Here is a 14,862-nt window from a genome sequence, read left to right as displayed (position 1 = left end):
TACGAGGAATGAGTCTCGTAAAGAGCCGGATGCAGGAAACCTGCACGTCCGGAATTCTGTGAGGGGCAGAGGGAGCAATCCCCCTGTCTACTTGACCAGGAAAATTTCTATAATGATATACCGTATACTGGGAAATTTTTGTAAACTTTTGTTCTGGCTGGTTGACAGATGGATGATTATTTGCAGCACGTACTTGATCGAATTCGATATTATTTCATGGTGAACAACAGGTACCTTTAGGCAGAAGCTATGAAGAATATGGTGTGATGTTATGAACTTGGATGCAGAAAGAATACTGAAAACTCAAGTTGCAAAGCATTTCCAGATTGAGAAGTATATTTGGCTGATTGATAATTTGCAAAACATTAACATTGCTTCTGATAAAGATGGATTTCAAAAGAAGTATAATGGTTTCTGGAACGTAAGAAGCGATTCCAATTGGAGAGATTCATATTTTGAATATTTTGAATCCGTGAAGGATAAGGCACCATCTTTTGAAAAGATAATTATGGATTTAAATGTGAAATTGAAAGGTAGAATTGAACCCTCATTTTCTAGCAAGATGTTAGCCACGATAGATCCGGGTAGGCCTATATGGGATAGCCGTGTACTTGTAAGGCTCGGATATAAAGATGACTGGAAAGGAGATAATAGTATTGATAATGCTAATTCGATTTATAAGCGCATCTGCGGATGGTATGCAGAATATTTTGAGACTGCAGAAATGAAGAGAAATATTGAAATCTTTGATTCTTATCTTCCGGAATATAAAGATAGGATTAGTGCTGTGAAGAAGATTGACTATTTGTTGTGGGGAATGTGATATGTCAAAAGCCTTTCAAGAGCCAAGGTTATTAAAAGCATACTGCTTTTTCTTAGATATTCTTGGGTATACAAGAGAATTAGAAACAGTTTGTACTACGGAACATATGAAGCAGTTGCTGGATGCACTTGATGCTGCAAAAGGTAAGTTTTCAGATAGCTCAAAATACTCAATCAAGTTCTTTACAGACAACATTATTGTTGGAGTTCCGCTAAGAAGAATAAATGAATTAGAAGAACAGGGCATGCTGGAGGATGAGGTAAATAGCTACGCACAAGGACCTGCAGGCGATGTCGTCTCAGAAATGTACGCTGATTATCTTAATGAGATTATAGAACCTGTGATTTTTTATCAGTACACAATGAACAAAAAGGGGTTCTTTATACGTGGGGGATTATCAAAAGGATTTCTGTATATGGATGATGATGTTGTTTATGGCAATTCATTGATAGAATCCTATCATCTTGAGGACGCAGCGGTCTATCCTAGGATTATCTTAAGTAAAGAGCTAAAAGAAATGGTCGCAAGAATTATGTATGATAAGCTTCATCTTGATCCGTTTAAAGCAATTCACGACCAGAAAATTGATGATTATCCTGTGATTCCACAACTATTAGTAGATGAAAAAGGCGATGTTTTTGTTAACTATCTGTATCTTGCTATTAAGGATTGGGATAGTCGTGATGTTGACTTCGACAAGGTAAGAGACCACAAATGGATTATTGAGCAGAAGATAGAAAATAGTAAGTCGCTGGATGGTCATATACTTGAAAAGTATTGCTGGTCTGCTTATTATCACAATTGGTTTTGCAGATGGTTTTCTGATAATAAAGACAGTGATTATCAGATTGAACATATACCTATTGTGAAAGAAAACTGGATAATAAAATGGATTTATGGGGATGATGCATTTAGTATACTGTTTCCCGAAGATATAGAATCAGGGAGGATCTAATAATAATTACGACAACTATCACAGTTGCTTTTAAGGACAAAATATCAGAAATAACCGATGTAACTGGTTTAGACGGTTCAACCGGTTTGAAGTATTTCTTGTCATCGGATATTGGTGTGCAACCGTGAATCGTTACGACTCATTTGAGACGAGTGAAGAAGTTAATCGATTAAAAGGAGAGAATCATATGAGCAAACAAGTTTATATTAGTGCGGATTATTCTGAAGATGATGGGGACCGCGATGTTGTAGAGGAGTTACACAAATGGGGGAATGACGATAAACATAAGGTAGATTATATTGATACCGCAGAGGTTGTATCCGGTAGCGTAGTAAAAGATGAGGATTGTCGTTCCTGCGACTTAAAAGATGAGTTTAATAGGCAAATAAACGCATCTTCAGCGGCCATTTTTATTATTGGTGACAAAACGTCATCTCGTATAGCTGGAAGTTCATGTAAGCGTCAGCGTGAAGGAGAGAACTGTGAGTGTACGCCGTATAAGCAAAATACTAAAGGTACTGGAACTTGTAAGATAAAGGGAATTGCTTCAAAACCGGGCCCAAATGATGATGTGGGCATTATTAATACATACTCATATCTTAAGCATGAGTTTAAGCAAGCCAAGAAAAAGAATAAGACGATAATAATCGTATATAATTCATTAAATAATCAGCCAAGTTGGTTGCCGGAGTATATGAGCGAGTACGAGAATGATGCTCACCCATTTTGGAAACAGAATGACAACGGGGATAAAGTTGGAGATTACTACTATATAAAGCAGGCACTTGGCTATGAATAGTTTACTACAGCGAATCAAAGCTTTTGTTTTTGGGAAAGAAAGTGGATACGCTTTTGCTACAATAACCTTGATTATTGCGGTGATACCGGAAGGCTTCTTCAAATGCTTAAAACAGATAAAATGTTTGTCGTTTTGTAAGGAATGGTCAGATATAGCACTCATAATAATTGGAAGGGTTATACTTTGCTGTGGGATATTCCTTGTAGTAAAAATATTATTTAATATTTGGTATAAAAATAGAACAGAAGTTGAAATCAAAGGTTTGAACTACAAAATAGTAGTAGAGTATGGAGACATTACATCAATTACAGAGGGAAAAAGAGTAATTCATTTTGATGAGTGCTTTACAACTATTGTTGGTAAAGCTCCCGGTGACATAAAATCAGATTCAGTATGTGGCCAATACTTATTAAAGAATCCAGATATAAATGTTCCTGCTCTTATAGAGCAAGCAGGGATTACGCCGTTAAAAGGAAAGTCAAAGTATAATAACAATACGAAATATGAATCGGGGATTCTGGTTCCAAATGGAGATGATCTACTTATGGCATTTGCCAAATTGGATAAAAATGGTCGGGCAGATATGACATACGAAGAGTACCTGAAGACATTGGATAAGTTATGGGGAGAAATAGATCGCTACCATGGCACAGAAGATGTTTATGTTCCTATACTTGGTTCACTTATTACCCATTTTGATAAGGATCTGACACAACAGCAATTATTGGATATTATGATAAGCTCGTATAGACTTCATGACAGGAAATTAAAGATACCGAATAGGCTTCACATTGTCTGTAAGGAGCGGGAAGGTTTTTCGCTTAATAATGCATTTGGTGTAGAATAGAGGGTTTTCATTTCCTCCGTGTGTTAGGCTAGATGGCAGTGAAGCCAAATAGTTTTTGTGGTAGTATAAGGCTACCACAGGAAGGAGCTTCACATGAACTACAGTCCAGTGAAACATGAACCGTGTATCGGTAATTTTTTATAAACTTTTGCTTTTATAGGTTGACATACGGAGGATTATTTGTGGCATAAACTTGATTCGCAGTTTCTAAATTCATGAAGAGTAAAGCCGGTCGGATTAATGATAGTTCCAGAAGGAAACATTGGCATATAGTTCTATCTGACTATTAATTAACGGAAATTCAAGAAGTGGATCTTTGATGGCACAAATAACTGGGCGTGAGGTGTTATGATTATAGGAATACATCATATTGCGATTATATCGTCAAATGAAAAGAGCGTAGAGTTCTATAAGCGTCTTGGTTTTACGGAGATATTTCGTAAAAATCGGGAATATGATACTATCGTCCTTCTAGAAGGATACGGTATGCAGCTTGAGATGTTTGTAGATCCCAATCATCCGGAACGATCTGTGAATCCTGAACGAATTGGATTACGGCATCTGGCACTGAAAGTTGATAGTTGTGAGGAAATGAGCAGGAAATTCAAGTGTGGTCCTATCAAGAAGGACTGGCTGGGAGTGAATTTCTGTTATACAGAAGATCCTGATGGGCTTCCGATTGAATTTCACGAATGACGAAAGTTATTGTATAATTGACCACAAAAGAACTAAATAGTGAAAGGTGGTTAGCTATATGAAAAAATATTTTATTGCTGCAGCCATAATTTTGTCTGCAGCATTTGCATTATTATCAAAGAAAAAGGATTCAGTTTATGCAAATGAACCTGAACAGAAGAATCCTATGGAAAACAAAAGGGTTAGTTTTGTTGAGGATGAAAATGACAAAGAAAACGCTGACGGTGTGATGGGACATTTGGAAGCTGTTGGAGATGTTGACTATCAGGCCGGACTTTATGATGGATTCATTAAGAGATTGATAGATATTGTCATTTCTTTTATGGGACTGGTCATTTTATCGCCGGTTTATCTGATTATTGCAATTGCTATCAAGATCGATGATCCGGGTCCGGTATTTTTTACTCAGAAGAGAGTCGGAAAGAATAAACAGTATTTCAAGCTTCATAAATTCCGTTCCATGAAGATGGCTACTCCGCATGATGTGCCGACGCATATGCTTGAAAACCCGGAGCAGTACATAACTAAGGTTGGCGGTTTCGCAAGGCGACACAGTCTTGATGAGTTGCCTCAGGTGTGGGACATATTCATTGGCAATATGTCTATCATCGGACCCAGACCGGCACTTTGGAATCAGGATGTTCTTACATCAGAGCGTGACAAGTGGGGTGCAAACGACATTAAACCGGGACTGACCGGTTGGGCTCAAATCAACGGACGTGATGAGCTGGAGATCCCCGTAAAGGCTAAGCTTGATGGAGAATATGCGGCGAAGCTGAAGAAAGGCGGGTTTGGAGCGTTTGCTTTTGATGTGAAGTGTTTCTTTGGAACGATATTCTCCGTGCTCCGCAGCGATGGGGTTGTTGAAGGCGGAACCGGGGAGATGAAGAAGAGGGGGAAAGGTTGATAGATGATATTTTTGTAAGTACCATATATAATGGTGCACTATAAAACACTATAGCCATATGAAAATTTTGTTTTCAGGTTTAGAAAGAAAGGTTCCACCTTTCGGAACAAAAATAAAAGTGTTGTAGGTTTGGCATAATAGATGTGAGTTATTCACAATTGAATATGAAAATAGAAAAAACGATTAGGTACCATAAGCAACTTGTTATTACTGCAGACAGATTGGGGAAACTGCACAGTATAGTAGGAACTTACTGTGAGAACATCGAATATAGAGCTGAATTAAAGGATGAATCAAATGTGACATTTGATTCATTCGTGGAACTGAAAGAATACTGCAATTCAGGAGAAAAACGTATTCAAGAATTGGAGATATACGGTAGATCTAAAAATATATTTAGGGGAGAGAATACTGAAAGTAATCCTAAACAGGACTCTTGTACTGAGATTACCATACATCTAAAGAATATTCATAATTCGGCAAGGTTTGGGATGTTTTATTGTTTCAGTTCATTTATAAATCAGGATAGTCAAGTGCTGTTTGAAAAGGAATTAAATGAGTTTTTGCAGAGTGCTACTGAAGGACATTGCCAGTTCAATATATGGAGATTAATTTCTGCTGTAGTGTCAGCATGGGTTGCGATACATTGTTACAGAGATATTTTTGGAAATGAATTCAAATTGAGCTGGACAATAGTTTTTATTATCGTGGCAGGATTAATATCATTGGGGTTAATTGACATCCTAGATAAATATTTTTATCATGCGGTGGAATTTGCATGGGGAAATGAACTTGAACAGTATCGGAAACGGCTTGATTGGCGAAGCAAGTTGATATGGTGCATTATAATACCGATTGCTATTGCTATAGTGGTACCTTATATTCAGAAGCAATAGGGGTGAGTGTCTCTGTCAGTGCGCCCTGCCAAGGGCGCTTCATATAGCGGATTGCAAACGTCCGCCCGATAAGTTGTAAGCAGCAGCATCGGAAGCGAGTCTTGCGTGGGGTATGGTAACGTGCTAAACGAAGCGTAGACAGCATGGTTGCAGGGATAGTGATTGAGCAGCGTTTTATTGACATTACCTCGAGTCATGTGCTGAATATCATGAAATTTTTATAAACAATTGTTCATCTAATGTTCATGTGGTAATATAAATCGACAGGTGCATATAAATGATTATGTACAGGTGCTATTTTTTATGACAGGAACAAGTATAGAAGTGATATGGTATGAAAGAACTACAAGATTATATACCGCAGAAGTTAAAGGAACAGATAAACAATGTTGCATCAGAAAATAAGTTTTTTCCTGTTTATAGAGTAGATAAAAAAGGAACTAAGGAAACTACTTTTCTTATATCTACCTATGAGGAATTTCACGATGTTTATCCTAAGGAAAAGTTTGATGAAAGATATCCTGAGGATGATATTGGCACTTATTCTACATCAGTTTATGATGCTCCCGATTCTTGCGAAAGGTTTATAAAATCGATGGGGGCAAAGGTTAGATGTATGTTTCCTTCGCCAAAAATAATGGTCGGATTTACCCAGAATGGATTGGCTGTTCATACTGTGGATTATAAAGAAGGCTACAGAGATAAAACACATATTGATTGGTGGATATACAAGGGACAGATAGAAGAAGCTATAAAAGGCTTCGAGGAGTATACCATAAATGAAAAATAGATGGATAGATGATTTTTATTCATATGGGCCATTAGGAATGGAATATGTCTTGTTTGAGTATGATGGTATTCCTATTACGTTTGTATGCCTTGATACTAAGATGAAAAGGTATATATGTCATTGCACCAATCCCATAGATGAGAATTCGTGGCTGGTTTTTCCTGTTGATGAGAAGGAATTGATGGAATCCATATTGGAAGAAAAATCTTTGATTGATCTACTTCGAAAAAAAAACGAGGTTGTTCTTGCACTAAAATATGGTATGACGTTTGAGTATAAAGTATATCAAGGTGTTAAAATACCAAAAGATGAACTTCCGGCAGATGATTACACATTTAGAAACGACTGTGAGGAGTATTTGAAACGAATCACAGCGAGAAATGTTATAGTCCCACAAAAAATCCAAAATGGTTTAATAGTGCCTTTGAGATATAGAATAAACGAAGGTGGGGATTCCAGACCGGTTAGAACCAAATATTCAAAGATTAAGAGATTTAAAACTAAAAGAAATAAGCGTGTATTAATGGGGTGAATGAAATGCTTATAGGGTTAAGAAATAAAAATGGAGAGCTAAAAGTTAAAGATATATTGGATTTAAATATGGATATGTCTGTTGAGAAATATGGAGATGGATACAGAGTTAAAATATCTAGAGGCTATTATTTGGATGGCGAATATACTGAAAAAGAAGATGCCGAAGCTGCGTTATATAATATAGCTAATATTAGAAACGAAATGGAGACAGCTCAGTAGGTGATTGTGAATTTCCTGAAGAATTAACTCGCTGCTAAAAAAATATCGAAAAAACCACGGATTTACGCCAAAAAGTCCGGATTTTTGGACGAATCCGTGGTAGAATTACAGAGAGTTAAATAACACTCTATAGAGGGGGCTGATATGTTCTTAAAGGAGCTTGTTCCGATACCAAAAGACGAGAAGGGGATTTCGAAGAAAACCATCGATGGTATAACTTACGTTTATTACACATACGAGAGACACTATGATCCTAAGAAGAAATATACGGTTGGAAGTCTGACATCCATAGGTAAATGTGAGAGCCGCGACAGCGACATGATGTATCCCAATACAAACTACCTCAAGTACTTTCCGGATGCAGATATCCCTGAGACTAAGAACATATCCGATCGAAGCGGTGTATTAAAGGTCGGACCATATCTTGCTATAAAGAAGGTAGCTGAGGATTATCGCCTCGACGATATGCTGGCCGATATCATAGGGGGCGATGCCGGCCTTTTTCTGGATCTTGCCGCGTATAGCATCATAGCTGAGAACAACGCTAATCAGTATTACCCTGACTATGCATTTGACCATCCTTTGTTTACCAAAGCGATGAGGATATACAGCGATTCAAAAGTGAGTGATTTTATCAATGGTATCAGCCAGTCACAGGCTGTAGAGTTTCTAAGCCAGTGGAATCTGCAGCATGATCACAGGCAGAAGATCTATATATCCTACGATTCAACAAACAAGAACTGCGAAGCCGGGGACATTGACCTTGTGGAGTTCGGTCATGCAAAGGATGACCAGGGTAAGCCGATAGTTAATTATGCTGTAGCTTATGACTGTGATAATTCATTGCCTCTTTTCTATGAGGATTATCCGGGAAGCATCACTGATATCGCGCAGCTTCAGGTGATGCTCGAAAAGGCAAAGGGCTATGGCTATGAGAATGTCGGATTCATTCTTGATCGTGGATACTTCAGTGAAGAGAACATCCATTACATGGACAAGTGCGGATATGAGTTCGTGATAATGGTCAAGGGAATGAAGAAGTTTGTAAACGAACTGATCCTGTCAAGAAAAGGACTGTTTGAAAACAGAAGGGAAAACAGTATCCGAGAGTATCAGGTGAGCGGGATCACGGTTAAGAGAAAACTTTATGCTTCAGATACAAAAGACCGATACTTCCATATTTATTACAGCGACCGGAAGAAAAGCGCTGAAAGAGAAAACTTCGAGGATAAAATCGATAAACTGGCGGCATTTTTGAAGAAGCATGAGCATGAGAAGATACCTCTCGGAAAGGAACTTGAGAAATACTTTGATCTCATATACAGCAAGAAGGGGGAACCGGATGAAAAGTTCATGTTTGCCAAAGAGAAATATGAAGAGATCAACAAGGTGATAGACCTTTGCGGATACTTCGTCATTATCACATCAGAGAAAATGACCGCAAAAGAAGCAATTGAATTGTATAAAGGCAGAGATGTTTCTGAGAAGCTTTTTCGTCAGGATAAGTCCTACCTGGGGGATAATAGCTTCAGGGTACGCTCTACGGAATCTATATATGCAAAGATCTTCATAGAGTTTGTGGCGCTGATCATCAGAAACAAGCTTTATAGGATGCTGAATGACTACAAGATAGAAACTGAAAGCAAGCAGAATTATTTCTCGGTTCCGGCTGCAATCAGAGAACTCAGCAAGGTGGAAATGATAAGGCAGGCTGATGGTAACTATAGGCTTGACCATGCGGTAACAACCACATGTAAAACCCTGTTCAAGGCGTTTGGAATCAACGATGCAAAGATCAAATCCGGTGTCAGAGAGATCACCGCACGTTTAAAGTATTCTGAGAAGGCGTAAAGAAAATGAGACGAGGAAGGAAACCGGAATCATCGATAGACGAACGAGTTGAGAAACAGAAACTGATCGTGCTTAAGGATAAAGAAAAGATGGACAAGGACATAGCGATCCTTGACGATCTGATGAAAAAGCAGGAGGAGCTCCGAAACAAGAAACTCCTCAGCGCTATAACTAAGAGTAATAAGAGCTTTGAGGAAATAATGGCCTTCCTGACGGAAAATACGGATGGGGAAAACGAGGAGAGTTAAAAGGGTAGGAAATTCACACGAAGATAATTGACAAAATGGATTAAAACGTGTATCTTCAAAGCAGAAGTACTTATGGAGAGCAGAAGCAAATGATAGCGGAATGGCATGACAAAGAAGCCGAAAAAATATGGAATATGAAATTCTCTACAAAACTGCCTCAAGACATACAAAAGATAGCGAGGAGAAAGCTTGTAATGGTTCATTCGGCTGCAAGTATCAATGATTTGAGAGTGCCTCCGTCCAATCATCTTGAAGAATTAAAAGGTGATCGAGAGGGGCAGTATAGTATTAGAATTAATGATCAATATCGAATATGTTTTTATTGGAATAATGGAAATGTGATCATTCAAGAAATAGGTGATTATCATTAAGGAGGTGACTTATATGATGGATTTAGAGCCTATATCACCAGGAGAAGTATTACAGGAAGAGTTTCTTGGACCAATGAATGTAACAGCATATAGACTTGCCAAGGAGATACACATTCCTCAGTCAAGAATCAGTGATATTATAACTGGAAAGAGAGGAATTACAGCAGATACTGCTATGAGATTTGCAATGTACTTTAGAACAACACCGCAGTTCTGGCTGAACATTCAAAATCAGTATGATCTAGATATGCTTAAGTTATCAGGCAAGATTGTTGATATGTCCAAAATCAGACCCTACAATCTGATGCAAGGATAAATGGCGATAACTGCTGATTGTTTTAGGTGGATATTATTCCTCGATTGTGCGGCAAAAAACAGCACATTAAGATAGACAAATATAGCATCTGGGATTCAAGGAGCAGAACTTAGATTTTTTCAAAGAAATATGTGTTAGGTGTTATGATCACAGGTTTACATCATATTGCAATTATATCGTCAACTGAAAAAAACGTAGAGTTTAAACCATTGGTGCCTGTCACCATAAAAATTTTATAAACTTTTGTTCTGACTATTGACATTTTTTTGTTTTGGAATAGAATCCGTAAAATAGTATAAATATAAATGAGAATGTGGAGCCATTTGGTTATCATGCGGTTTGGCGTAGTGATTTTATGACAATAAGTGATGTACACCAAACCTTGATTCGAGATAACATTGCCCGGATTCAAATTACCATTGGTGCCTGTCACCATAAAAATTTTATAAACTTTTGTTCTGACTATTGACATTTTTTTGTTTTGGAATAGAATCCGTAAAATAGTATAAATATAAATGAGAATGTGGAGCCATTTGGTTATCATGCGGTTTGGCGTAGTGATTTTATGACAATAAGTGATGTACACCAAACCTTGATTCGAGATAACATTGCCCGGATTCAAATTAAGGAGTAAATTAGATATGGGAAGTGATGAACTATATGATCTTGAGGCAAATAAAAGAGATCATAAAATTGAGATAACAGACATTGCAATCTCAAAGGTACCATATATTCAATACAGAGAGATACCTGCAGAACACTTTGAATCTTTACAAGAAATCGCTAGGATGGTTCTTGAAACAGCTAGAAATGAAAATGATTGTAATGAGGTAGTATTTGCATACAGTTTAGACGGAATAGAATTAAGGGATAAGGATGGAGAGTACTTGGCAGTTGCTTTTGGCGATGAGCATTCCGTTTCACCTGAGTCAGATACAGATATTTTTCATCTGCTGAGAACGGCGAAAGATTGCGTGTTGGTCTTGATACATAATCATCCAAACCTATCAAAGATATCATTGCAGGATATTTCCTATCTTTTAAAATATGAAACTATTAAAATGATAGTTGTTGTTACTAATATGGGTAGCATAAACTATGTTGTAAAAACTGGTAAATTTGATTGGGACAAGGCAGCAGAAATGTTTGAAAAAGCTGGCAGGGAGTTCTTGAAAAAAGATGATCTTAAACATAGACAAAAGATTACAGATGATTTTCTGGCTCACTGTCATGAGTGCGGACTCATTTTTGAAGACCGATAGGAGGCGGAAATATGAGTGAAAAGGAATTCAAGCTCAGTGATGACCCTAAGGATTTAGAAGTAGCAGTTGAATGGGTGGCAGAGAAACGAAAAAGAATAAGTCGCCAAAGGAAAGTAAGAGACGATGCCAAAAGGAGACTTAAGCCATTGTTGGATGAAGCTGCTAAAAAGAAAGCTGAAAGACTTAACGGGACAACATAAGCTACGTTCCACGGAGGTCATATGAGACAATATAAAACATAACGCAGGAGTCTGACATATATAGGAATGGTCAAGTGGCTATGATGTAAAGATTGGAAAACGAAAATGAATATAAGAGACAGAATTTTTCAAAAAATTACTGAGATGAATATGACCCAGAAGGATTTTGCCAATAAGACCGGTATTCCAGAGACAACAGTTAGTGACTGGAAGAAGAAAAAGACAAACCCGACATCAGATAAGATCCTTGTAATATGTAAGGTCCTTAATGTGACCCCGGAATGGCTTTTGAGTGGTATTGAAGTGAATGGGACAAGGAGTAATCCGGCTTCGATCATTGCAGTCGATAGACGTACAGAAGCGGGAGAATTAATTTCCACTTATAATTCGTGTGATGCCGAAATGCAGGCCAGAATACTGGGTTATGCTCAGGCTATGTCAAGGATGATGAAAGAGAAAAAAGAGGGAAAACAGTGATTTGATGATAAAACCAAAGTTTTTTGCAATCATAATCCGTAAAGTAGGAGAAATATGAGCAGAAAGAAGAGATTATGGTATCCGGGGGCATCCTACCATGTGATGAGCAGAGGAAACAGGAGAACAGTTTTGTTTAAGCTCTATATAATAGATGTTGGCAGAAACAGCGGCACAAGTTCCACGATTGAAAGCGGAGAGAGGTATGGGAGAGAGATAGAGCTGGTGACTGTGTGACATATAGAACAGGGATATAGTAGATACCCCTTGCGCGCAGAAAACGGTGCAGTATGATATATTGTGAATATATGAGAGGCTGACTCTATTGTATATATATTATTCAGTGTGTTGAAAATAAACTCTATGTCATTATGGAGGCCAGGTAGTTTAGATGTGTAAAAAAAGACAAATTAATAAGATGTTCTGTGACATTGTAAAACAGTATAAAAAGGATTATTCAGTCGAATTAGAGAACTTTAAGAAGAAAAGAAGTGAAATAATACGATTGAATAGAATTAATAAAAATTTCATATACAGATATTATGTATGGATTTTGTCAGTGTTGGTAGCGTTGATAATAATTGTTTCACAGCTAGGCATATTTTTTCCACGATATAATACATATTTTTTGGCTATGTATTTAGTACTAACCTTCATTTTGTTTGCTATGATATATGCTGACATAAAGAGAATAGACAGCGAACAAGATAGGAACAATGAATTGAACGAAATGAGATACAGGATTTGGAAAAGAGCAGTTGATAATGTAGCTAGAAAGAATAACTATTCCAGTGAAGAATATTCAAAATACCTTTTGGAATATCATAGTAAGATGTGGGTGTCAAAAGTATTCCCACAATGAACTTTGCTACGAATAAAACTATGTATATCAGTGGTTATGCTGTAAAATAGAAGCAAATAAATTTTATCTATTTGAGGTTATTCCTATGTCTTTTGTTAGAAATGATTGTCAGCAGTTATCACTTTTTGATTCCCTTGGATTTCTTTCTCAGCGCAAGCTGCAGATACTTAACAAGTCATGGGCTAAACCCTTTTCGGATTACATCTTCACAAAAATTGATGAGATGATTTTTGCACCGTTATACAGTCAGAACTCCAATTCCCGTCCAAATGCACCGATCAACGTAATAGTTGGATGCCTGATTCTGAAAGAACTTAATGGTCTTACAGATGACGAGATACTCGAAGAATGTGAGTGCGATTTCAGATATCAGTATGCACTCCATACAACAAGTTTTGAAAACCAGCCAATCAGTGATCGAAGCTTCAGCAGATTCCGTCAAAGAGTCTATGAGTACGAACTTGTAACCGGTGAAGATCTTATCCATACCTGCATAACTGACCTGGCTGAGCAGATCCGTAAGTTCATGGATATAAGTCCGATGATCAAACGCATGGACAGCATGATGATTGAATCCAACATCAAGCATATGAGCCGTTTGGAACTGATATATACCTGCGTTTCAAATCTCGTTTGCACTATCGACAGAGACGGTGCACATGATCTTGTGAAAGGTTTTGAAGAGTACCTCGACCCTAACAATCGTAATCAGGTTGTCTACTATAAACAGGATATACCACAAAGCGAAAGACTTCAAAAGGTTATCGATGATGCAGCAAAACTCCTTCCTCTTTGTGAGGAGGACTATGGAGAAACTACCGATTATCAGCTACTGGTTCGTGCTATTTCGGAACAGTGCAAAAAAGATGAAAATGGAAATACCATTCCTAAAAGCAAGGGCGATGGTATGGGATCTTCGGTTCTTCAGAACCCGTCAGATCCGGATGCAACATATCGCTCCAAAGCCGGCAAAGAGCATCGCGGATACGTAGCAAACATTGTTGAAACTGTAAATGCCAATGGCTCTGTTGTCACTGATTATGATTATGACGTAAACATTCACAGTGATCAGGATTTCATCAAGGAGCACCTTGAGAAACAACCTGTTACAAATGAACACGAAGCAATAATCGTTGACGGAGCATATAACAGTGAAGAGATCCGTACATTAGCTGAAACAAAGAACATATCAGTACTTTCAACAGGACTTATGGGTCAAAAACCGAAAAAGATTATTGGCAAGTTCGAAATGAGTGAGGATTATAAAACTGTCTTCACATGCCCGGAAGGACATGAAGTAAACAGCACTTATTATGAATCCCGGGATCAACTCAGGATTTCACTTCCAAGTTGTCATTGCAACGGATGTCCTCATCAGAAAGAGTGTAATCCAAGTCTCGGTAAAAGAGTTGCCAGTCTGCTTCTGCCCATGAAAACAATCAGAGCAGAAAAGCGTAACTCCGAACTTGATCCAGAAACTCGAAAAATGATAGGCCGGATAAGAAACGGAGTTGAAACAGTTCCATCGGTCATTCGAAATAAATATCTTGTGGATACAATGCCAGTACGTGGGAAGCTGAGAACAAAACTGTTCTTCGGCTTTAAAGTTGCGGCCTTAAACTTCCAAAAACTCAGAAGATTTATGGATGGCAAGGAATTATGCAGAGGATTTGCCCTGTGATAGGGGCTAATCTCTCTTACTCCTAAGCCCATAACTCGGATTTTCATAGTTTTATTCAGTTGACAAGGTTCAAATGTATATAACTGAGTGTCAATTGCTCACAAAAATGGACTTTTGACCCTCACATCATA

General features: G+C 37.8%; 20 protein-coding genes. All 20 read left to right on the top strand.

Annotation, left to right across the window (positions count from 1 at the left end; all coding sequences use genetic code 11):
- Positions 1-271 precede the first annotated feature (271 nt).
- The 20 genes from T357_RS0112650 to T357_RS20895 all read left to right on the top strand — a co-directional run bounded on the left by T357_RS0112650 (position 272) and on the right by T357_RS20895 (position 14,731).
- Positions 272-823 carry a hypothetical protein gene (locus tag T357_RS0112650; RefSeq protein ID WP_031553228.1) on the top strand — a complete coding sequence of 184 codons (552 nt, stop codon included), beginning with the start codon at positions 272-274 and terminating at the stop codon, positions 821-823.
- Position 824: 1 nt separating this feature from the next.
- The gene (locus T357_RS0112645; protein WP_031553226.1) at positions 825-1,778 is read left to right on the top strand and encodes a hypothetical protein; all 954 of its coding nucleotides are present in this window, start codon (positions 825-827) and stop codon (positions 1,776-1,778) included.
- Positions 1,779-1,965: 187 nt separating this feature from the next.
- Positions 1,966-2,577, top strand: a complete 612-nt coding sequence (locus T357_RS0112640) for a hypothetical protein (protein WP_031553223.1) — start codon at positions 1,966-1,968, stop codon at positions 2,575-2,577.
- The gene (locus T357_RS0112635) at positions 2,570-3,424 is read left to right on the top strand and encodes a macro domain-containing protein (protein WP_031553220.1); all 855 of its coding nucleotides are present in this window, start codon (positions 2,570-2,572) and stop codon (positions 3,422-3,424) included. The genes T357_RS0112640 and T357_RS0112635 overlap by 8 nt, the downstream gene beginning before the upstream one ends.
- A gap of 348 nt (positions 3,425-3,772) precedes the next feature.
- A complete protein-coding gene (locus tag T357_RS0112630) occupies positions 3,773-4,120 on the top strand; it encodes a VOC family protein (protein ID WP_044916925.1) in 348 nt (115 codons plus the stop codon).
- Between the two features lie 58 nt (positions 4,121-4,178).
- Positions 4,179-5,027, top strand: coding sequence for a sugar transferase (locus T357_RS0112625; RefSeq protein ID WP_081828164.1), 849 nt, complete (start codon positions 4,179-4,181; stop codon positions 5,025-5,027).
- A 158-nt stretch (positions 5,028-5,185) separates the two neighbouring features.
- Positions 5,186-5,923 carry a hypothetical protein gene (locus T357_RS0112620; protein WP_155991426.1) on the top strand — a complete coding sequence of 246 codons (738 nt, stop codon included), beginning with the start codon at positions 5,186-5,188 and terminating at the stop codon, positions 5,921-5,923.
- A gap of 334 nt (positions 5,924-6,257) precedes the next feature.
- Positions 6,258-6,713 (top strand): hypothetical protein, encoded by a 456-nt coding sequence (locus T357_RS0112615; RefSeq protein WP_031553208.1) that lies wholly within the window; start codon positions 6,258-6,260, stop codon positions 6,711-6,713.
- Positions 6,703-7,245 carry a hypothetical protein gene (locus T357_RS0112610; RefSeq protein ID WP_031553205.1) on the top strand — a complete coding sequence of 181 codons (543 nt, stop codon included), beginning with the start codon at positions 6,703-6,705 and terminating at the stop codon, positions 7,243-7,245. The genes T357_RS0112615 and T357_RS0112610 overlap by 11 nt, the downstream gene beginning before the upstream one ends.
- Before the next feature lie 5 nt (positions 7,246-7,250).
- On the top strand, positions 7,251-7,466 hold the full coding sequence (locus T357_RS0112605; protein ID WP_031553202.1) for a hypothetical protein: 216 nt from the start codon (positions 7,251-7,253) through the stop codon (positions 7,464-7,466).
- A 144-nt stretch (positions 7,467-7,610) separates the two neighbouring features.
- On the top strand, positions 7,611-9,317 hold the full coding sequence (locus T357_RS0112600) for an IS1634 family transposase (protein ID WP_031553199.1): 1,707 nt from the start codon (positions 7,611-7,613) through the stop codon (positions 9,315-9,317).
- 5 nt (positions 9,318-9,322) lie between these two features.
- Positions 9,323-9,565, top strand: a complete 243-nt coding sequence (locus T357_RS0112595; protein WP_031553196.1) for a hypothetical protein — start codon at positions 9,323-9,325, stop codon at positions 9,563-9,565.
- A gap of 89 nt (positions 9,566-9,654) precedes the next feature.
- Positions 9,655-9,936 carry a type II toxin-antitoxin system RelE/ParE family toxin gene (locus T357_RS0112590; RefSeq protein WP_029201218.1) on the top strand — a complete coding sequence of 94 codons (282 nt, stop codon included), beginning with the start codon at positions 9,655-9,657 and terminating at the stop codon, positions 9,934-9,936.
- Positions 9,937-9,949: 13 nt separating this feature from the next.
- Positions 9,950-10,252, top strand: coding sequence for a HigA family addiction module antitoxin (locus T357_RS0112585; RefSeq protein ID WP_031553193.1), 303 nt, complete (start codon positions 9,950-9,952; stop codon positions 10,250-10,252).
- Positions 10,253-10,893: 641 nt separating this feature from the next.
- A complete protein-coding gene (locus T357_RS0112580; protein WP_031553190.1) occupies positions 10,894-11,514 on the top strand; it encodes a hypothetical protein in 621 nt (206 codons plus the stop codon).
- A gap of 11 nt (positions 11,515-11,525) precedes the next feature.
- Entirely contained in the window at positions 11,526-11,714 is a 189-nt protein-coding gene (locus T357_RS0112575; protein ID WP_031553188.1) for a hypothetical protein, read from the top strand.
- A gap of 105 nt (positions 11,715-11,819) precedes the next feature.
- Positions 11,820-12,191 (top strand): helix-turn-helix domain-containing protein, encoded by a 372-nt coding sequence (locus T357_RS0112570; RefSeq protein WP_044916923.1) that lies wholly within the window; start codon positions 11,820-11,822, stop codon positions 12,189-12,191.
- A 54-nt stretch (positions 12,192-12,245) separates the two neighbouring features.
- The gene (locus tag T357_RS21465) at positions 12,246-12,425 is read left to right on the top strand and encodes a hypothetical protein (RefSeq protein WP_031553184.1); all 180 of its coding nucleotides are present in this window, start codon (positions 12,246-12,248) and stop codon (positions 12,423-12,425) included.
- 154 nt (positions 12,426-12,579) lie between these two features.
- The gene (locus T357_RS0112560; RefSeq protein WP_031553182.1) at positions 12,580-13,050 is read left to right on the top strand and encodes a hypothetical protein; all 471 of its coding nucleotides are present in this window, start codon (positions 12,580-12,582) and stop codon (positions 13,048-13,050) included.
- 85 nt (positions 13,051-13,135) lie between these two features.
- Positions 13,136-14,731, top strand: a complete 1,596-nt coding sequence (locus T357_RS20895) for a transposase (protein ID WP_044916073.1) — start codon at positions 13,136-13,138, stop codon at positions 14,729-14,731.
- Positions 14,732-14,862: the final 131 nt, after the last annotated feature.

The sequence above is a fragment of the Oribacterium sp. FC2011 genome, from assembly GCF_000701645.1.
GTDB lineage: Bacteria > Bacillota > Clostridia > Lachnospirales > Lachnospiraceae > Oribacterium.
This window is presented reverse-complemented; position numbering and strand designations above follow the sequence as displayed.